We start from the raw sequence: 18,996 nt of genomic DNA, 5'->3' as shown, positions 1-18,996 counted from the left end.
GCGATTGAACGCGCTGGATACCAAAATCAATGCGGCCTTCCCGGGTCTGGTTGTCCGCAAGGACCTGGTCAAGGCGGTCAAGGGAAACGCCATCGTTCCCACCTATGTGCTTGAATACCTCCTCGGGCAGTACTGCGCGACCAGCGACGAGGCTTCGATCCAGTCCGGCATCGAGACGGTCAAGGAGATCCTGCGTAAGCATTATGTCCATCGGAACGAGGCGGGACTCGTTCGCTCGAACGTTCGCGAAAAGGGCCGCTACAAGGTCATCGACAAGATCAGCGTCGCGCTGAACGACAAGAATGATGCCTACGAGGCGGAATTCGCGAACCTGGGCATCAAGAAGGTCATTGTCGATTCCGGGACGGTGAAGTCCCACCCCAAGCTCCTTGTGAGCGGTGTTTGGTGCATCGCGGACGTCGAATACGAGCACACCGAGGACAAAGCCGTCTCGCCATGGATTCTCGGCACCCTTAAGCCGATCCAGCTCTCCCATTTCGACTACGAAGCCTATCTGAAGGCGCGCCAGGAATTCACGACGGACGAGTGGATCGACCTTCTGATCCAGAGCATAGGCTTCGACCCGGAGATGTTCGGGAAACGCAGCAAGCTGATCCAGCTGATGCGGCTCATCCCGTTCGTCGAGCGCAACTACAACCTCATCGAGCTCGGGCCGAAGGGGACGGGAAAGTCACACATCTATTCGGAATTTTCGCCCCACGGAATTCTGATCTCGGGTGGCGAAGTGACCGTGCCCAAGCTGTTCGTGAACAACCAGTCCGGCAAGCTCGGGCTCGTGGGATACTGGGATGTCGTCGCTTTCGACGAGTTCGCTGGTCGGCAAAAGAGGGTCGACAAGTCGCTCGTCGACATCATGAAAAACTATATGGCGAACAAAACGTTCTCCCGAGGCGTGGAGACGCTGGGCGCCGAGGCCTCGATGGTGTTCGTAGGGAACACGAAACACAACGTCCCCTATATGCTCAAGCACACCGATCTTTTCGAGGAGGTTCCCGAGAAATACTACGACTCGGCGTTCATCGATCGCCTGCATGCCTACATCCCGGGTTGGGAGGTGGACGTGATCCGCGGAGAAATGTTCTCCAACGGCTATGGATTCGTCGTCGATTATCTCGCCGAAATCCTGCGGCACCTCAGAAGCGACGACTATTCCGATCGCTACAAGGACTTGTTTCGGCTATCCTCGGCCATCTCGACCCGCGACCGCGACGGGATCAACAAGACCTTTTCCGGCCTGATGAAGATCCTTTTCCCGGGCGGTGGCGCGTCGGCGGAGGAGACCGAAGAGCTTCTCAGGCTCTCGATCGAGGGACGAAAGCGCGTCAAGGATCAGTTGATGCGGATCGACAACACATATCCCGACATCGATTTTTCCTACTTCGCCGCCGGAGACCGGAAGGTTGCCGTCACCACGCTCGAGGAAGACGAGTACCCTACCCACTATCGCCGTCGGGCCGCTGCGCAGCAGGAGGGCCAACCGGAGATCCAGGAGGAGGTGGTTTCCGGGAATAGCGTGCCTTCGACCAGCAAAGCTGAAAGCGTCTTGCCGGATGCGAGGGAAGGCCACCGAGTTTTCAGCGAGAACCAGAAGGGCGTTTCATTCGACTTGCTCTTTAGCCCCTATGTCAGGGGCGCACGGAAGATCACGCTCACGGACCCCTACATCCGTCTTTTCTACCAGGTCCGGAACCTGATGGAGTTCATCGAGACCGTCGTCAAGCACAAGGCGCCGGAGGACGAGGTGGACATCCATCTAGTGACGGCGCGCGATGATCTCAAAGCGGATCAACAAAAGGCCAATCTGCTTTCCATCGAAGAGTCCTGTCTCGGTTCAGGCGTCAATTTCACTTGGGAGTTTGACGGTACCGGAACCATCCACGCGCGCCACATCGTGACCGATACGGGCTGGAAAATCTCCCTCGACCGAGGCCTCGACATCTTCCAGCATTACGAAATGAACGACGCCTTCAGCCTCTCAAACCGACTTCAGCAGTTCCGGTCCGCCAAAGCGTTTGAAGTGACGTACATGCGTGAGGCTAGAGCGAACAAGCTCTAGATCAGATGATATTTCCGTGCCGGCGCCGGCACCGAAATTAGCGCTCCGGCGCCTTCACCTGATACGACGTTACGATGTTGCCTCCTACCCCTTCAACGGCTCCGCCGCGAATTTCGCGGGTCGTCAGTTTGTTAAGGAGCCGCCCAAATTTGGCGTGAAAGTGCATACAGGATCTTTCCCCGATCGGATATTTCGTCTTCTGACCACCCGTCTTTTTTAACGAAATCCTTGGTTAGCATTAAGATGGATTGATCCTCGAATTCCTGCCGCTTTTTGCTGAACGCTAGATTGCTAACGCCGCTATTGAAGGATTGCGTAACAAGCGTGAGATTGCCGAGCGTATGTTTGATCCGGTTACGGCGTACGATCTGCCCCACGGCAGATTCGTTCTCAAGGACCGCAAAGAACGCCTGGTTGAAATCTGCCTCAGTCGGCTGCACTTCGCTAACCATTGGCCAATGCTGACGCCATTGTTGAGGCAGGATATGCTCGACGGTAAGCGTCTCGGGGAGAGATTGGTGTTCCTGCTTCTTGCCGCGCTTGGCTAGCTCTATCTCGGACAGTAGCGTTCGAAGGCGTGCTGGCCCAAGCGTCGTGTAGAGAGGTTTGGTTCCGATGGCATTCTCGAATTCCCCATCTTGCGGAAAGCGGCCACTCTCTGATGTTAAGCCGAGCAGATATGCACGCAGATTCTCGTAACTCCATCCCTTCTTGTCCATGTCTGCGACAACCATAAGAAACAGGTTGTTGTAGTTTTTAGAGGTCAACCCGCATACCGCCCGGCGCACGATTAGGGATAGAAGAAGGTCGAGGGATGCCTGCTTTTCGGTTTCGCCCATATTGCTTGACCACAGGCGAAGGAGCAGGGGATTGATCGTTGTGACATCCCACGGCCGAAGCCTGGCGGAAAACACGGCCAAGGGTGAGCCCGAGGTCCGTTCGACAACGTCGCGATATACCTTGCCGTACGCTTCAAGGTCCTGAATCTCGGCCTGCACGTTCGCATACCGGGGAACCGTGCTGTTGCGAGCCGGTCTCAGGAACGCTTTGTATTCGGAGAAAAGTTTGGAGATAGTGACATCGCCGGCCATTTTCCCTGCGATAAAGTTGGCAATGAAGAACTCGATACGCTGCTTCTTATAGCGACCTTGCTTCTCCATCACACTCCAGAACGGAGCCTCAAAGGGTTTCCAATGTCGCTTGAACAGAACCTCCGCATTCTCCCCGCGCGCATCGGCTCGCTGAAATATGTTGTTGCGGACTAGATCAGCCGCCAGCAAAGGCTCTCCGCGGTCATTCAAGGTTTCAAAGATGACCTGTGCGTCATCGCCTTCGTCCAGGACGATCTCGACAACTTTGAATTCCTCCAGCAGCGATTGCCAAATTGCGTCGAGCTTGAGTTCCTTTGGTATGCCATCCTCGCTTGCAGGGGCGGTCGCGTTCTCGACCTCGGGGGCCTCCACCAGATCGTCGTGAAGATCATCTGTCTCGACAGAGTGCTTGATGCGATCGTAGAAATATCCGTATGCGCGGAGCATCGACGGCGTCGTGTTGTATTCCTTGACTTGGTCCCTACTGGAATTCGCGTACCACTGATCCGCGTAGGCCTTCTTTAGCGCCGCGCGGTCCTTCGACGCTATGATGTCAACGAATAGCTTTCGGTTCGATTCTGTGGGCCAAACTTTGTAGATTTCGATATCAGCGTCCTCCATGAGTTGGGGGTCGCTATTCAGTACGTAGCGCGTGATATTGCCGACAGTAGTTTCGTGACCGATCGATTGAGCGTAGTGGCGCGCCGCTGTCAAAAACAGTTGGAACGTTGTTAGCCGTTGCTGACCGTCCACCACTTGAAAGGAGGGAACCTGCTTTACCGAAGGCTTTGCCCGGCTTTCCAAGACAACCGCGCCCATGAAGTGAGAGAAGCGTCGTTCCCGTCCGGCCAGCCGCTCAATGGCCTTTGTCCTAATGTCCTGCCAGAAAGGCTCCCACTGCTTCTCGCGATTCCAGACATAGTGACGCTGGTAAATTGGAACGCAGTAGCGATTCCGATTTTGCAGCAATGTGCCGATTTCAACAGGTCCTGCCTTCATTTTTTGCTCCCGACTTAGGCTGCTATACAAAGTGGCGAAGTGGAATCCGCACGGAACCGTGTCTCTGGTCGACTTTCCCACAGATCAATCCCTCAGAGCAATTAGGAGTGCCAGTTGGGAAATTTCTTATTTGGAACGGATCTCAGCCGCGAAATTCGGTCTATTCTTGCTGAGAAAGGAGCGCCGTCGCTTTTTGGGGACGTGGGTGCGAGAGCTGGGTAACCGGGCTAGACTGCAAGGTCGTCGCCAACTTGCGCATGGGTGGCACAAATCCGCGCGCTTTGCGCAACGTACGAGCTGAGTTAAGGCAATGCGACACGCTTCATGCGAAGGTGTACATCGGCCGAAATCGCGCAGTAGTAACGTCTGCAAATGCTTCGATCAACGGGCTTGCCCTTCAAGGGTTAGAACAGGCGAGCTGGATCGAGGCAGGCATTCTCGTCGAGGACCTTCGCGACATCCAGAAATGGTTTGATGACCTATGGTCCAATAGCTCGAAGCCGATCACTGACCCAGATTGGAACGAAGCAGAGCGGCTATGGGATATGCGAGCGATATTTTACAAGCCATCGGTCGCAAGTTTCGCTGACTTTGATATTGGCGCTGAAGAGTTGCCAATCGTGTCATTTGTCGGCGATGACGAGGAATGGACTACAAACGAGAAGGCCGTCGAAGACGCGTTGGGGGGAAAAGGCGTAGAACTAAATCGCCGAGTGGAAGAGGGGTTTTGGGTAGTCCATGATGATGACAGACCTGTCCTCGCAAACCGCTGGCTGCTGGTGTGGCAGAGACTATCGTCCGGATAACCAAGCAAACGCGCGCCTTGGTTTCTCCAGTTGAGCGGCATCGTGGTAACAGGGGGGTTCAGCTGGGCTTCCGACGGCTTACCGCAAAATGTTATATTGGCTTCTGAGACTGTCAGTCCGCCTCCGTTCAACCCTCGGGAACTGCGTTTCCGGAAAGCCTTCGACAAGGTACTCAGGAGCCCTGTGTTTTCGGACCTACGTGACAACGATGTTCCTGGAGAAGCGTGGCACTTTCACCGCCAGCAAAAAACCCGACAATTCTGGTCAGCTGTTAAACAAGAGTATTTGAGCGCGGTATAACATAGCCAAAGTCGCCGACATTATCCGGCATACTCCCGCATGGCCTAGCGGCGTTCATCTGCTAGTTTTCGTACCGAAGAACCTCAGTCGATCGAATAGACGGTCGAAACAAGATTCGCCCATTTCGTCCGATCAATTGGGTCCCCCAACTTTCCCTCCATCTGAGCCATTTTCGGGTCCATGCTTCCCGAAATATTCAGATGCCTGGCAGGCCTTGCCCAAACTTCTAGCATCAGGACAAAGCCATCGGGGTTCCTGAGCGGATCAGTGCGGCCAGCGAGGTTTGAATCGGCGGGTCACGGTAGCGGTTAGTGTCCTTGCAAGCCAGGAGGCGAGCGGCACCTGCGATCAACGAGTTCGGGATAGTCTGGAACCCAATCGGCCTCGAATGGCTTGTTGTCGGTAGATCTCGAAGGGAGAAACCATTGTCCGCGCCTGAGGAAATGGATGTCGTCCTCGAAAAGCTGCCCTTGAGGATCGGCGCCTACGTGCCCGACGACTTGCTGGAGGACTGGTTTGCGCCGGGAACGGGTATGAACCCGGTCAGCCCGGCAGCACTGGCGGCCGCCAAGGCTTACGGATGGCGCTTCGAATGCGAGTTCAAACACTACCCCGAACGGATGGAGGGCGTGTTCTGGAAGTGGGTGCCGGCGATCTGATCCGCACGATGCCATCGGCCCCTTTCGCTTCAGTGATCGACGTTGACGCGAAGCGTAATCGCTCTCCTGATCGCCTCAGCCGCCGCCGATCGGCGTCGTCACCTTCCGGTTCCGCCGCATTCGGGGCAGGTGCGGCCGTCGATCATGCCTGTCCCGGCGCAGCGGCGACAAATAATCACGCTGGCGCCGGCAATGCCTGGCGCATCGGGATAGGCTTCGCCAAATCGCCCGGGTTTGCCTTGCAGCTGCTTTCCTAGCCGGGCGGCGGCCTCGTCGACTTCAAGCGGCATGCTGCCCGGCAGGCCTTCGCCGGATTGGCCTATGGTCTCGTTGCGCGGCCGGTCGTTCGTGCCTGTCGTTATCTTTGCTTTCTGAGCCATTGCAGTACTCTTTTGCGGTGGCGCAGCTCTCAGCTTTTGCGCTTCGAACGCCTCAGCTCCGCAGAGGTTCCGGTTGGCAGTCGTCCGCCAGCGGGGCGGACGGAAGCGGCAATCAGCCGGCGAGCTCATCGCTCAAGCATCGGGGATCGCTTCAATGGCGCCGCCGCAGCCTTTGCGTCAGCCCAGCCGCTCCGACCGCACTTTCACGTCATCGCTCAGTTGCCGCACGATCTCGACGGTCTTGCGGATATCCGTTTCGTCGAGAGCGACGCCCATGGTCGAGGCGATCGCCAAGAGCTGGGCGTTCAGCTCGCCGTAGCGCGCGGCGCCTTTGCGCGTCAGCTGCACAAGCTTCGAGCGCCGGTGTTTTGGATTGTCGATGAATTCGACCAGCCCCTCGGCCGCAAGCTCATCCGCCAGGCGCTGCATGCGCTGGCGGCTGGTGGGCCGCATCTGGGCGATCTGCGGCACGGTGAGCGGACCAAGCAGCGCCAGGCTTCGCATGAAGCCGAACGCACCGCCGCCCCAACTGGTGATGAGCCCTGTCTTCTGGCCGAGAGCTCGTATCCTGAAGAAGCACTGGGCCACTTCGAGCATCAGCTCGGTGATCGCCTCGGCTTTGCCGTCAGCGATGGGGTCCGTCCCGGTCCTCTGGTCGTGTCTTGCCGACGCCATCGCTTTCTTTCCCCTTTTCCGTGCCAATTTCTGCGATTGACACCACGGTTGTCAACTTTTAGAATGACACCTTGGTTGTCATCTTTAGGCGGCATGGGGCTTCGGCGCCCTAGGCATCTGCGGGAGCAGACATGGCAATGGACCAGGCTGGGCAAACCGACAGTGGAACCGCAGGTGTCATCGCGAGACCGCCGCTGCTCTTTCTCGCTGCTTTCCTGATTGGCTTCGTGCTGGATCGCCTGCTGCGTTTGCCGTTCCCCGGTCCGGGGCTGGTTAGCTGGATCATTGGCGGCTCGCTGATCCTGATCGGTTTTGCGCTTTTCGCCGCGGGCATTCGCAATTTCTCCCGCGCGGCGACGCCGGTGCCGACGAATGAGCCGACGCGCGTGCTGGTGACGACCGGCATCCACGGCTGGACGCGCAATCCGATCTACCTCGGCATGTTCCTCATCTATGGCGGCATCGGCGTGGCCGCGCAGAATATTTGGACCCTTGTCCTCACGCTGCCGCTGGCGATCCTGATCCGCTACGGCGTCGTCGCCCGCGAGGAGGCCTATCTCGAGCGGCGGTTCGGCGATGCGTATCGCGGCTACAGGCAAACCGTGCGGCGGTGGCTCTGAGCGTCGCAAGAATGCCGACAGTTGCGCACGTCAGGAAACCGCAACGAGATGACCGTTGCCAAGATCCCTCAGGGCCAGTTTCGGCGGCTCTTCGCCGATTTTTCGGGTCGGGCTCGGAATCTCCTGATCGAGACGCGCGAAACGCGGCCGGCGTCTTGCCGGATCGGGCACCGGCACGGCTTCGATCAAGCGCTTGGTGTAGGGGTGGCGCGGGTTCGAAAAGACCTGGTCGCGGGTGCCCATTTCGACGATCTGGCCGAGATACATGACGGCGACACGATCGGAAATGTTCTCGACCACCGCCATATCGTGCGAGATGAACAGATAGGCGATGCCGAATTCGCGCTGCAGTTCCTTCAGCAGGTCGAGCACCCGGGCCTGGACCGACACGTCGAGCGCCGAAACGCTTTCGTCGGCGATGATGAGTTTGGGCCTGAGCGCGAGAGCGCGCGCGATGCAGATGCGCTGACGCTGGCCGCCCGAGAATTCGTGCGGATAGAGCTCCATCTGGTCGGCCGACAGGCCGACGCGTTCGAACAGCGCTGCCACAAGCTGGCTGCGCTCTTCCTTCGAAGCGATGCCATGGATCAACAGCGGCTCGGCAACGAGGTCGCCGACGCGCATGCGCGGGTCAAGCGAGGCATAGGGATCCTGGAAAATCATCTGCACATCGCGGCGAACCGCCTTGCGCTGGTCACGGCCAAGGCCCGCCAGATTGCGCCCGCCGATCACGATATCGCCGTGGTAGGGCACAAGCCCGACCAGCGCCTTGGCGGTGGTCGACTTGCCGCAGCCGGATTCGCCGACCAGCGCCAGCGTCTCGCGCGGCGCGATCGAAAAGCTGATGCCTTCGACGGCGTGGACACGGCGGTTCACTTGGCCGAAGAAGCCACCGCGCAGGTCGAAGCGGACATGCAGATCGTTGACCACCGCCACGCTTGCGGGCATTTCCGCTTCGACGGATTTTTGTTCGGCGGATTTTTGGCGGCCGACGCCGGTACCAATGCGCGGCACGGCGGCGAGCAGTTCACGCGTATAGTCGGCTTGCGGGCGGGCAAAGATGTCGGCGGTTGTTCCCTGCTCGACCATGCGGCCGTGCCGCATGATGACGACGCGATCGGCCATTTCGGCAACCACACCCATGTCGTGGGTGATGAGGATGACGCTGGTGCCGTGTTCGCGCTGCAGATCGCGCAACAGTTCCAGCACCTCGCCTTGAACGGTGACGTCGAGCGCCGTCGTCGGCTCGTCGGCGATCAGCACATCCGGTTTCAGCGCCAGCGCCATTGCGATCATCACGCGCTGGCGCATACCGCCGGACAGTTCGTGCGGAAACTGTTTTAGCCGGCTTTCGGCTTCCGAGATGCGGACGGCCTTCAGGGCCTCGACGGCGCGCTGGCGCGCCTCGGCACGCGACAGGCCGGTATGGGCCTCGATGGACTCGACCAGCTGCCGGCCGATCGACAGCACCGGATTGAGCGATGTCATCGGCTCCTGGAAGATCATCGCGATGCGGTCGCCGCGAATATGGCGCATCCGACGCTCATCGAGTGTCGCGAGGTCGATTTCGCCAAGCTGGATCATGCCAGAGGAAATTCGTGCGGCAGGCTGCGGCAGCAACTGCATTATCGCCAGCGCCGTCATCGATTTTCCGGAGCCGGATTCGCCGGCGATGCAAAGCGTCTCGCCACGCTTGAGCGTCAGCGACAGGTCCGACACGACTTCCCGTTCGCCGTCCTCGCCGCGCACGCTGACGGAGAGGTTGGCGATATCGAGGATGGGGTTGTCGGCGAGGGTCATTGTGGGCGCGGCCGGGAGAAGGTCGTGTTCCTGCGCACCCCCCTCTGTCCTGCCGGACATCTCCCCCGCAAGGGGGGAGATTGGCAGTTTCCCCCCCGCGGCCATTCTTCGCCGTTGAAGATTGGCGAAATCCGTCGTGACATCCGATCTCCCCCCTTGCGGGGGAGATGGTCGGCAGACCAGAGGGGGGTGTGACGGAACGCAGCGTTCATTCAAACACGCAGCGCGGGAAATAGAACGACACCACCCAGTTCGGCATGTCGACGATCTCGCTGATCCGGAGATCGCCGCAGACCGAAACCAGCATATAGGCCTCGACCGGGTCCATTGCGTAGCGGCCGGCAAGCAGGTCGATCATCTGCGAGACCGCTTCCCTGGCTCCCGTCATCAGGTCCGGTCCGATGCCGGTCGTCACCTCATAGCCCTTGGCATCGAGATGGCGCGTCACCGGACCCGGCGTGGTGAAGCGCGGCGTCTTCAGCCGTGCATTTTTAACCAGGTCGAGCTTGAGCACGACATCCATCGGGCTTTCGATCGCCGTGCCGCACACTTCGCCGTCGCCCTGCGCGGCATGCGTGTCGCCGACCGAAAACAGCGCACCGGCCACCTCCACCGGCAGATAGAGCGTGGTGCCGGCCGCGACATCGCGGATGTCGAGATTGCCGCCGACGCGCCTTGGCGGTACCACCGAGTGGAGACCCATTTCAGCCGGCGCGTTGCCGATGGTGCCGGCAAAGGGTTTCAGCGGCACCCGCGCATGCTTGCCGAACAGCGCCGGCTCGAGCGAGGCGGCGTCGTATGTCCAGATGTTCAGCGCCGGCTCCGGAAAATCGTCGGCGAGCAGGCCGAACCCCGGAATGTTCGCCGTCCAGCCGAAGCCGGACGGCTTGAACGCCTCAATTGTGATCTTCAGCGCGTCGCCCGGCTCAGCCCCGTCGACATAGATGGGCCCGGTGACGGGGTTCACCTTGGCGAAGTCGAGCAAAGCGACGTCGTCCACAGTGCTGTCCAGCGTCAACTGGCCTCCGGACGAGTCCAGGCACTGAAACTCGATCGTCGAACCGGGCGCCACCCGCTCAGTCGGGACAAAGGAATTGTCCCAGCCGAAATGGTGATGGCGCCCGTGGATGGTGTAGTCGCAGTTATTGCACATCGGTCACATACACATTGTCGTAGTTGATCGGGATATGGACAGGGTCGACATAGAGATTGTCGGCGCCGCCCATCCGGGGCGATTTCATGGTGAAGCGCTGCTCGTTGAAGACCGGCACCCAGGGCGCGTCTTCCATGATCTTGCCGTAGATCGCGCTCCACATCCTGGCACGTTCGCCTGATTTGGCCGGATCGACGATCGAGTCAGCCTCCGCCGCCTTGGCGTCGAGATCCTTGTTGCAGTACCACGACCAGTTCCAGCCGCCCGGAACCGCGCCGGCGCAGCTGAGGATCGGCCCGTAGAAATTCGACGGATCGGGGAAATCGGCGATCCAGGCCATGCCGCCGGACCAGATCATCGGCGCGCCGGCCTTGTCGCCGCCGGCCGCGATGACATTGGCCTGCGCGAGCGACTGGATGCTGGCCTTGATGCCGACTGCCGCCAAATCCTGCTGGATCGCCTGGGCGATGCGCGGGTTGGGATCGGTGTTCATGGCGAACAGCTGCGTGTCGAAACCATCGGGATGACCGGCCTCGGCAAGCAAAGCCTTGGCCTTGGCCACGTCATAGGGATAGCCCTTGAATTCCTTGTCATAGCCGGGCATCGACGGCGGCAGCGGCTGGTTGGCCGGCACCGCACGGTTGTTGATCAGCTGGACGATACGGTCCTTGTTGATCGCCATGTTGACCGCTTGCCGCACCTTCACATTGTCGAACGGCGCCATGGTGGTGTTCATGGTGATGTAGCCGGTGTGCAACTGGCCGCCCTCGACGACACGGGCCTTCTGCTCGGGATCGGCCATCACCTCCTGGAACTTGGCCGGCGGAATAACGTCGCCGAGCACGTCGATCTCGCCCTTCTGCAGCCGCAGCAGCGCCACGATCGGCTCCTGCCCAATCTCGAAGGTGACCTTGTCGAGATGCGGCAGGCCCTTGTGCCAGTAATCCGGGTTGCGCTCGAAGACGACGCGCTGGCCGAGCGTCCATTCGGCGAACTTGAAAGCCCCGGTGCCGACCGGATGCTTGCCAAAATCCGCGCCGTATTTCTCGACCTCCTCCTTCGGCACGACATGCGAGAAGTTGATGGCCATGACATGCAGGAAGGTGGCGTCGGGCCGGGTCAGCTCGAACTTGATGGTGTAGGGGTCGACGACGGTGACGCCCGCCAGGCTTTCCGCCTTGCCTGCAGCGACATCCTCATGGCCCTTGATCGAGCCGAAGAAGCCGGCGCCCGGGCTCTGCGTCTTCGGATTGGTGACGCGGTCGAGCGAATATTTCACGTCGTCGGCAGTCATCTCGCGGCCATTGTGGAACTTCACCCCCTGGCGCAGCTTGAAGGTGAAGGTCTTGCCGTCGGGCGCAATCTCGTAGCTCTCGGCGAGGTCGGGCCGCAGGTTGGTGGTGCCCGGCTCGTAGTCCATCAGCCCGTCGAACAGGGTCTTGATCATCGACCAGTTCTGCCAGTCGTAGCCGATGGCCGGATCGAGCGTGGCGACGTCGTCCTTGTAGGTGATGGTGATCGCGCCGCCCGGCTTGGCGTTCGGATCGACGGCGTGTTCGGCGCGGGCGCTTGTCATGCCGAGCATCAGCGCGAGCGCCGATACCGCAACGGTGGAGGTCAAGAATTTCTTCATCTCATGTTCCCTTTCTCTGGTTGTTGCCGGTCTTTTTTTGGTTTTCATCTGAGCTTGATGCGCGGGTCGATGAACGGTGCGACGGTGTCGGCCAGGAGATTGCCAAGCACGATGGCGAAGGCCGAAACCAGGGTGACGCCCATGATGATCGGAATGTCGACGCGCTGGATGGCCTGCCAGGCAAGCTGGCCGATGCCGGGCCAGCCGAACACGCTTTCGACCACTACGATGCCGCCCATGAAGATGCCGATGTCGATGCCGATCATGGCGATGACCGGCAGGATGGCGTTGGGCAGTGCATGGCGGAAGATGATGGCGCCGCGCGCAAGACCCTTGGCGCGGGCGGTCCGCATATAATCCTGGCGCAGCACGTCGATCATCGACGAGCGCATCATGCGGGCGTACCAGCCGGCGCCGAGGATCCCCATGGTCAGCGAGGGCAGCACCAGATGGCGCCAGGTGCCGTAGCCGCCGATCGGAAACCAGCCGAGCTGCACGGCGAATACGTAAAGGAGCAGAAGGCCGACGACGAACTGCGGCGCCGAGACGCCGACAAAGGACGCGACCATCAGCGTCTGGTCGGTGGCGGTGCCGCGCCTGACGGCGGCAACAAGGCCCATCGTCAGGCCGATCGCCAGCTCGCAAAGGATGGCGCCGACCATCAAAAGCAGGCTTGCCGGCAGCCGCGAGACGATGAGCTCCGTGACCTCTGAACGCTGGATGTAGGAGCGGCCGAGATCGCCGCTGAGCAGGCTGGTCAGATAGTGCCAGTACTGGATGAAGAAGGGCTGATCGAGGCCGAGCTGCCGGCGGATGTTCTCGACCGTTTCGGGCGTGGCACTGCGGCCGGCGATCTGGCGGACGGGGTCGGCGGGCAGCAGGTAGAGCAACGCAAAGGTGATCAATGAGACGCCGAGCAGGATGAGCACGGACTGGATAACGCGGCGGCCGAGATAGGCGATCATGCCCGGCCCCTTTGCGTCGGATCGAGGATGTCGCGCAGCGCATCGCCGATGAGGTTGAAGGCCAGCGCCAGCGCCAGGATCGCCGCACCCGGAAAGAAGACCAGCCAGGGCGCTGCCTGGAAATAGGTTTGGTTCTCGAAAATGATGTTGCCCCAGGATGCGGTCGGCGGCTGCACGCCGATGCCGAGATAACTGAGCGTTGCTTCGAGCAGCACCGTGGTCGAGATGCCGAGCGTGCCCCAGACGATGATCGTCGGCAGCAGATGCGGCAGGATATGGCGAAACAGGATGCGTGGCACGCTGGCCCCGATCGTACGCTCGGCGTCGATGAACTCGCGCTCGGCGAGCGAGCTGGTCTCGGTGTAGATGACCCGCGCGGTCTGCACCCAGTTCACCAGAGCGATCACCATGGCAACGATCCACAGGCTCGGCTGGAGCACCGCCGCCAGGCAGATGGCGAGCAGCAGCGCCGGAAAGGCCATCATCAGATCGGTGAAGCGCATCAGCGCGCCACCGATCCAGCCGCGGAAATAGCCCGCGGTGACGCCAACCAGCGTGCCGATCAGAAGCGCCACGCCGTTGGCGACGATGCCGATGATCAGCGAGGTGCGCGCGCCGAAAAGGATGCGGGTCAGCAGATCGCGGCCGAGCAGATCCGTGCCCAGCCAGAAGCTGGCATTCGGCGGCAAGGGCGCGCCTTCAAGCGTCAGCCCGTCGAACATCTGCTCGTTCGGATCGTAGCCGGTCAGCCACGGCGCCAGGACGGCGCCGGCCACGACGACGGCAACGATCACCAGGCCGATCAATGCCAGGGGACGCTTGACCAGGCGCCGCCAGACGCCGGCGCGCGGCCTGGCCGGCATGCGCCCGGTTGCCGGAAGATCAGGCGCGATGGGACTGGTCATCGCCGCCTTCTCCTTCCGTCATCGCCACGATCCGGCGCGCGGCCTCTTCGACACTGATCTGCCAGCTCATCGCCAGCGACCGCAGCTGCGCATAGGCGCGGCCGTCCTCGGCACCTTTCGACAAGGCCTCCACCGCGCGCACGATGGTCTGGCGCTCCGCGACGCGCAGGCGAAGCGACGATATCTCGCTTGCCAAAAGCTTGCGCGCCTCGAAACTTTGCCGCGCGATCAAAAGGGCGCTGTAGACGCCGGCATTGCCGACCGGCTTCAGCAACTGGGCGTCGGCCTTGTGCGACAGCGCCCACTCGATACGGCCTGGCGCTTCCGAGCCGATCAGCGCCACCAGCGGCATCGGCGCCTCACCCGGCGTCCACGGGAATTGTTCGTCGAAGCCGAGATCGGCATCAAAGAAGACGAAGTCCGCCACGAGCGCCTCGGCCGGCAGTTCCGGCCAGCACCCGACCGTCTCGAGGCCGATGGCCGACAATTGCCGCGTGATCGCCTGCACCGTCGGATGCGGACGATGCAGGACAAAGGCCCTGGCGCCGCCGAGATTCGGGATGCGCGGGACCTTGCTCACGATACCACCCTCAGGCGTGGGCGGCCGAATGTCTCGGTCCGGTCGTAGCGGGACAGATAGGGATCGGGCGCGACACCCTTGGTCACGATCACAGTCTTGAACGCGGTGCCCTCGATGCGCCCGATCTGCACCGGCAAGGTGGCGTGCTGGGTTTGCGGATCGATGGAGATGTCGCCGAGCGGGGTTCGAAACGAGGTTCCGGCAAAGGCCTGGGGAAGGTCCGGCCATTGTGCGCCGGGATTGCGGGCGAGGATTTCGGCAAGCGTCCGCACCGAGGCATAGGCGGCCGCCTCGAAGGACGAGGCAGGCATGATGGAGGGCGCCGAATCGCCCTGGCGATCCGCTGCCGCGATATCGTGAAAGTATGGCCCGACGGAAAGGTGGCCATTGCCCGCCCCGTTGAGCGCCGGCAACTCACATTCGGTGAGATTGCAGGACAGGATCGGGCAGCGCTCCGGCCTGAAATGCGGGTCGCGATCGGCGAGCTCGGCATAGGCCGCGATGAAGGCATAGGACGAGGAGCCGATCAGGTTGTTCAAGATGAAATCCGGCCGGGTCGCCTGGATCTCGGCGATCAGCCTGGAGACATCGACCTCGCCGAGCGGCAGATAGCGCTCGCCCAAAACCTTGCCGCCGGCGTCGGCGATCAGGTCGCGGGCGACACGGTTGGTCTCCCAGCCCCAGATGTAGTTCGAGCCGAGCAGAAAACCGTTGGCGCCGAAGCGCGGCACGACATGGGCCAACAGCGGAACGAGATGCTGGTTCGGGCAAGCATGCATGTAGACGACATGCTCGTTCGCTTCGAAGCCCTCATAGGGGCAGGCGTACCAGAGCGTGCCGCCGGCGCGCTCGAGGATCGGGATGACCTCCTTGCGGCTCCATGACGTAATGCAGCCAATGATGTGGCGCGCGCCGCTGTTGGCGAGAATGTCGGCGCATCCCGTCGCGTAGCCATCGATGTTGCCTTGCGGGTCGCGTTCGACCGGAACGAATTCGATCGGGATGGCGGGATCGGCGTTGATGTCGGCGATCGCCGTCATCGCACCGGAACGGCAGGATTCGGACAGCAGGCGGTAGTTGCCCGACCGCGAGTAAAGGATGCCAATTTCAATACGCCGTCCCAAGCAAATCCCCAAAATAACAATGCCCCGCAGCCGCCGCCGCGGAAGGCGAGGCATACGAGGCATTTTTGCCGCCCGGCGGTCGGAGCCGGTATTTTCGCCAATAGCGTATTCGGTACGGCGGGTCAGTCAAGCGGGAAAGTGAAGGCCGGGAAAGTGACCGCGTTGCGCGCCGAGCCCGACGACATTCACCAATTGTCGATGTCGGCGCGGCCAATTGTCGAGGTCGGCGCTGCCCCTCATTGCCCTGCCGGGCATTTCTCCCCGTACAGTGACGGGGAGAAAGACGCCTTCGCATAGGATTTCGCCAATCAGCAGCGGTGCAGGAATGGTGCCAACGTTGCGGTCAGCCCCTTCTCCCCGTCACTATACGGGGAGAAGATGCCGGCAGGCAGATGAGGGGCGGCGCCGACCTGAAGCGATTGCCCTGGCGTTTGAACAAGCCCCCCGCTCGGAGCGCCTCCGCCTACTCGCCGTAGACGTCGAAGGCAAAGTACTTGTCGTTGATTTCCTTGTATTTGCCGTTGGCGCGCAGCGCGTCGATCGCCGCGTCGAGTTTTTCGGCCAGCTCCTTGTTGCCCTTCTGCAGCGCGATGCCGACGCCTGGGCCGTGGATGGCCGGGTCGGGGGCCAGGGTGCCGAGCAGCTTGCAGCAGGCGCCCTCGGGTTTTTTCAGCCATTCGGTCAGCAGGATGGAGCCGTCCATCACCGCGTCGAGGCGGCCGTTGACCATGTCGGTGCGGGCGTCGTCGCCGGTCGGATACGGTCTGATGGTCGAGCCTGCGTATTTCTGTTCGGCGAAATTCTGGTGGATCGTGGCGCTCTGCACGCCAAGCGCCTTGCCTTTCAGGTCCTCGGGCGAGGTGCCGGTGACGGTCGAATCCTTCGGCACCGCGATGGCCGGCGGCGTCTGGTAGTATTTGTGGGTGAAGTCGACCTTCTCGGCGCGTTCCGGCGTGATGGTGATGTTGATGATGGCGTCGAACTTGCCGGCCTGCAGCGCCGGGATCGAGCCGTCGAAATCCTGCACTGAGAATTCGCACTCGGTCTTCATCTCGGCGCACAGGGCCTTGCCGAGATCGATGTCGAAGCCGCCCAGCGTGCCATCGGCATTGGCATAGTTGAAAGGCGGATAGGCGCCCTCGGTGCCAAGCCTGAGTTTCTTGTCCTGGGCGGTGGCAGCGCCGGTGGCGAGCGCCAGGGCGACGGACGCGGCAGCCAAGAAACGACCGAAAAGGCGCATGATCCAGATCTCCGTTGATGGGCCTGAGTCTACGGGGTTTTGTGGGCGCGGCGGAGACGGAAACGACATGCCCTGCGGCGATCACGGCGCGGCAGGGCCGATTGCAGGCTTCGACGGTCAGCCGGCTGCTCGTCTCCGCCCGGTGGCGGCCAGGTCGATCGCCGACCCGTCCGCGGAAAGGGCGACGCCAAATTTCTCGCTGGCCTGTTCGGGCGTATAATAGCCCAGGGCGACATCCCGCAGCACCAGTTCCGGGTCGCGCTGCAGGGGATCGCCATAGCCGCCGCCGCCCGGCGTGCCGACGCGCACGCGGTCGCCGGTTGTTAGCGCGATGTCCTGCTCCTTGGAGAGGTGCGGCGGCACATGCTGCTGGCCGTCGCGAAAAACGGTCACCGTGTTGACCGCGCCGTCCTTGCCGCCGAGCGCGCCCTGCGGGCCGAAGCGGCCGTGGTCCATGACGAAGGAGGCGCGGGCGTCGCCGCGCAGGATCTCGACCTCATAGGCGAGGCCGAAACCGCCGCGATGCTTGCCGGCGCCGCCCGAGCCTTCGCGCAGGGCATAGTGGCGGTAGAGCACCGGAAACGCCTGCTCCATGATCTCGACCGGCGGCGATTTTGAAATGCCGATGGTCGAGCAGCCATTGCTCAGGCCGTCGTGACCGGCATTGCCGCCATAGCCGCCGCCGGAGATCTGGTACATGACATAATCGCGGCCGCGGGCCGGGTCGTTGCCGCCAAGCGCGAAATTGCCGCTGGAGCCGGCCGGAGCCGCCGTCACCTTGTCGGGCAGCGCCTGCACCATCGCCGCGAATACCGCCTCGGCGATGCGCTGCGACACCTCGGCGGCACAGCCCGAGACCGGGCGCGGATATCTGGTGTCGAGGAAAGTGCCTTCCGGCCGCTTGACGATCAGCGGCTCGAAGGCGCCGGCGCTGATCGGCACATCGGGGAAAATGTGGCGCATGGCGAGATAGACCGACGACAAGGTCGTCGCCAAGACGCTGTTCATCGGCCCGGCGCAGGGTTTTGACGAGCCCGAAAAATCGAAGCTGAGCGTGTCGCCGTGTTTCTCCACCGCCAGCGCGATGGTCAGCGGCTCGTTCACCACCCCGTCGGAATCGACGAAGGCCTTGGAGCGATAGATGCCGTCGGGAATGGCCGATATGTTGGCGCGCATCTGTTCGGCGGCGCGGCGGCGCAGTTCGGCGATCGCCTCGACGACTTTTTCATCTCCGTAACGATCCAGGATTCCGTTAAGGCGGTCCTGGCCGATCAGCAGTGCCGCCGCTTGCGCGCGGATGTCGCCGATGCGCTGGTCGGCAACCCTGATATTGGAGCAGATGATGGCGTAGATCTCGCGGTCGAGCACGCCCTGCTTGAACAGTTTTACCGGCGGCAGCCGCAGGCCTTCCTGCTCGACCGCCGTTGCCGAGGCCGAAAAACCGCCCGGCACCGAACCGCCGATATCGGGCCAGTGGCCGGTGTTCGACAGCCAGCAGAAGATTTTTCCGTCGCGGTAGACCGGCATGGCGAAGCGTACATCCATCAGATGGGTGCCGCCGAGATAGGGGTCGTTGACGATATAAATGTCGCCTGGCTCGGGCGGCAGGCAGCGTCCGTCGGCGATCATTTCGATCACCGTCCTGGTCGAATATTGCATGACGCCGACGAACACCGGCAGGCCCTGGCTGCCCTGTGCGATCAGCGAGCCGTCGACCGCCGAATAGATGCCGTCCGAGCGGTCGTTGGCCTCGGCGATGACCGGCGAGAAGGCGGCGCGCGAAAACGTCAGGTCCATCTCGTCGCAGACCTGCTGCAGCGCCGCCTGGATGACCGAAAGCGTGATGGCGTCGAGAGTGATCATCCGCGCGGACCCCCACCCCTAACCCCTCCCCACAAGGGGGAGGGGGACTTTCGTTGGCGCTCAAAGCAGCAAATCGCTGCGTGTCGATGCCAGGAACTGGTGGCTCGACCAAAACCTCCTCCCCCT

Annotated in this window: 16 protein-coding genes; 4 read left to right on the top strand and 12 right to left on the bottom strand. The window is 61.6% G+C overall.

The genetic code is table 11. From position 1 onward, the window contains the following. Positions 1 to 4: 4 nt before the first annotated feature. On the top strand, positions 5 to 2,077 hold the full coding sequence (gene brxL / locus AC0L2K_RS02330) for a BREX system Lon protease-like protein BrxL (RefSeq protein WP_473530490.1): 2,073 nt from the start codon (positions 5 to 7) through the stop codon (positions 2,075 to 2,077). A 131-nt stretch (positions 2,078 to 2,208) separates the two neighbouring features. Here brxL and AC0L2K_RS02325 read toward each other — a convergent pair whose 3' ends face one another. Next, positions 2,209 to 4,167 (bottom strand): DUF262 domain-containing protein, encoded by a 1,959-nt coding sequence (locus tag AC0L2K_RS02325; protein ID WP_473530489.1) that lies wholly within the window; start codon positions 4,165 to 4,167, stop codon positions 2,209 to 2,211. Positions 4,168 to 4,424: 257 nt separating this feature from the next. On the opposite strand from AC0L2K_RS02325, the gene AC0L2K_RS02320 reads away from it, so the two are divergent. Both AC0L2K_RS02320 and AC0L2K_RS02315 read left to right on the top strand, forming a co-directional pair. After that, positions 4,425 to 4,973 carry a hypothetical protein gene (locus tag AC0L2K_RS02320; RefSeq protein ID WP_473530488.1) on the top strand — a complete coding sequence of 183 codons (549 nt, stop codon included), beginning with the start codon at positions 4,425 to 4,427 and terminating at the stop codon, positions 4,971 to 4,973. A 725-nt stretch (positions 4,974 to 5,698) separates the two neighbouring features. Beyond that, entirely contained in the window at positions 5,699 to 5,932 is a 234-nt protein-coding gene (locus AC0L2K_RS02315) for a hypothetical protein (RefSeq protein WP_128185627.1), read from the top strand. A 98-nt stretch (positions 5,933 to 6,030) separates the two neighbouring features. Here the strand turns inward: AC0L2K_RS02315 and AC0L2K_RS02310 are convergent, their stop codons facing one another. Next, positions 6,031 to 6,312 carry a hypothetical protein gene (locus AC0L2K_RS02310; protein ID WP_473530487.1) on the bottom strand — a complete coding sequence of 94 codons (282 nt, stop codon included), beginning with the start codon at positions 6,310 to 6,312 and terminating at the stop codon, positions 6,031 to 6,033. 177 nt (positions 6,313 to 6,489) lie between these two features. Continuing rightward, positions 6,490 to 6,987 (bottom strand): MarR family winged helix-turn-helix transcriptional regulator, encoded by a 498-nt coding sequence (locus AC0L2K_RS02305; RefSeq protein WP_473530486.1) that lies wholly within the window; start codon positions 6,985 to 6,987, stop codon positions 6,490 to 6,492. Positions 6,988 to 7,118: 131 nt separating this feature from the next. Here AC0L2K_RS02305 and AC0L2K_RS02300 point away from each other — a divergent pair, with 131 nt between their 5' ends. Next, complete coding sequence (locus AC0L2K_RS02300; protein ID WP_473530485.1) at positions 7,119 to 7,607, top strand: methyltransferase family protein; 489 nt, start codon at positions 7,119 to 7,121, stop codon at positions 7,605 to 7,607. Positions 7,608 to 7,637: 30 nt separating this feature from the next. Here AC0L2K_RS02300 and AC0L2K_RS02295 read toward each other — a convergent pair whose 3' ends face one another. The 9 genes from AC0L2K_RS02295 to AC0L2K_RS02255 form a co-directional block, all read right to left on the bottom strand. Next, positions 7,638 to 9,407: an ABC transporter ATP-binding protein gene (locus AC0L2K_RS02295; protein WP_473530484.1), complete on the bottom strand. Its 1,770-nt coding sequence runs from the start codon at positions 9,405 to 9,407 to the stop codon at positions 7,638 to 7,640. 208 nt (positions 9,408 to 9,615) lie between these two features. After that, the gene (locus AC0L2K_RS02290) at positions 9,616 to 10,560 is read right to left on the bottom strand and encodes an acetamidase/formamidase family protein (protein ID WP_473530483.1); all 945 of its coding nucleotides are present in this window, start codon (positions 10,558 to 10,560) and stop codon (positions 9,616 to 9,618) included. Continuing rightward, positions 10,550 to 12,145, bottom strand: a complete 1,596-nt coding sequence (locus AC0L2K_RS02285; protein ID WP_413468625.1) for an ABC transporter substrate-binding protein — start codon at positions 12,143 to 12,145, stop codon at positions 10,550 to 10,552. The genes AC0L2K_RS02290 and AC0L2K_RS02285 overlap by 11 nt, the downstream gene beginning before the upstream one ends. Positions 12,146 to 12,237: 92 nt before the next feature. Continuing rightward, positions 12,238 to 13,158 (bottom strand): ABC transporter permease, encoded by a 921-nt coding sequence (locus AC0L2K_RS02280; RefSeq protein ID WP_128170087.1) that lies wholly within the window; start codon positions 13,156 to 13,158, stop codon positions 12,238 to 12,240. Next, entirely contained in the window at positions 13,155 to 14,063 is a 909-nt protein-coding gene (locus AC0L2K_RS02275; protein ID WP_473530482.1) for an ABC transporter permease, read from the bottom strand. Before AC0L2K_RS02275 ends, AC0L2K_RS02280 begins: the two co-directional genes overlap by 4 nt. Further along, positions 14,041 to 14,643 (bottom strand): ANTAR domain-containing response regulator, encoded by a 603-nt coding sequence (locus AC0L2K_RS02270; RefSeq protein WP_473530481.1) that lies wholly within the window; start codon positions 14,641 to 14,643, stop codon positions 14,041 to 14,043. The genes AC0L2K_RS02275 and AC0L2K_RS02270 overlap by 23 nt, the downstream gene beginning before the upstream one ends. Beyond that, positions 14,640 to 15,767: a transporter substrate-binding protein gene (locus AC0L2K_RS02265; RefSeq protein ID WP_473530480.1), complete on the bottom strand. Its 1,128-nt coding sequence runs from the start codon at positions 15,765 to 15,767 to the stop codon at positions 14,640 to 14,642. The genes AC0L2K_RS02270 and AC0L2K_RS02265 overlap by 4 nt, the downstream gene beginning before the upstream one ends. Positions 15,768 to 16,230: 463 nt before the next feature. Then, entirely contained in the window at positions 16,231 to 17,007 is a 777-nt protein-coding gene (locus tag AC0L2K_RS02260; protein WP_473530479.1) for an ABC transporter substrate-binding protein, read from the bottom strand. Between the two features lie 117 nt (positions 17,008 to 17,124). Continuing rightward, positions 17,125 to 18,870, bottom strand: coding sequence for a hydantoinase B/oxoprolinase family protein (locus AC0L2K_RS02255; protein ID WP_473530478.1), 1,746 nt, complete (start codon positions 18,868 to 18,870; stop codon positions 17,125 to 17,127). Between the last annotated feature and the right edge of the window lie 126 nt (positions 18,871 to 18,996).

It is taken from the genome of Mesorhizobium sp. WSM4817, assembly GCF_055811135.1.
This window is presented reverse-complemented; position numbering and strand designations above follow the sequence as displayed.

What these genes read in the sequence shown, in the direction of transcription:
- AC0L2K_RS02290 (WP_473530483.1), bottom strand. Translation starts at nt 10,560, where the DNA reads ATGTGCAATAACTGCGACTACACCATCCACGGGCGCCATCACCATTTC.
- AC0L2K_RS02260 (WP_473530479.1), bottom strand. Translation starts at nt 17,007, where the DNA reads ATGCGCCTTTTCGGTCGTTTCTTGGCTGCCGCGTCCGTCGCCCTGGCG.
- AC0L2K_RS02300 (WP_473530485.1), top strand. Translation starts at nt 7,119, where the DNA reads ATGGCAATGGACCAGGCTGGGCAAACCGACAGTGGAACCGCAGGTGTC.
- AC0L2K_RS02310 (WP_473530487.1), bottom strand. Translation starts at nt 6,312, where the DNA reads ATGGCTCAGAAAGCAAAGATAACGACAGGCACGAACGACCGGCCGCGC.
- AC0L2K_RS02285 (WP_413468625.1), bottom strand. Translation starts at nt 12,145, where the DNA reads ATGCTCGGCATGACAAGCGCCCGCGCCGAACACGCCGTCGATCCGAAC.
- AC0L2K_RS02255 (WP_473530478.1), bottom strand. Translation starts at nt 18,870, where the DNA reads ATGATCACTCTCGACGCCATCACGCTTTCGGTCATCCAGGCGGCGCTG.
- AC0L2K_RS02305 (WP_473530486.1), bottom strand. Translation starts at nt 6,987, where the DNA reads ATGGCGTCGGCAAGACACGACCAGAGGACCGGGACGGACCCCATCGCT.
- AC0L2K_RS02295 (WP_473530484.1), bottom strand. Translation starts at nt 9,407, where the DNA reads ATGACCCTCGCCGACAACCCCATCCTCGATATCGCCAACCTCTCCGTC.
- AC0L2K_RS02320 (WP_473530488.1), top strand. Translation starts at nt 4,425, where the DNA reads ATGGGTGGCACAAATCCGCGCGCTTTGCGCAACGTACGAGCTGAGTTA.
- AC0L2K_RS02280 (WP_128170087.1), bottom strand. Translation starts at nt 13,158, where the DNA reads ATGATCGCCTATCTCGGCCGCCGCGTTATCCAGTCCGTGCTCATCCTG.
- AC0L2K_RS02325 (WP_473530489.1), bottom strand. Translation starts at nt 4,167, where the DNA reads ATGAAGGCAGGACCTGTTGAAATCGGCACATTGCTGCAAAATCGGAAT.
- AC0L2K_RS02275 (WP_473530482.1), bottom strand. Translation starts at nt 14,063, where the DNA reads ATGACCAGTCCCATCGCGCCTGATCTTCCGGCAACCGGGCGCATGCCG.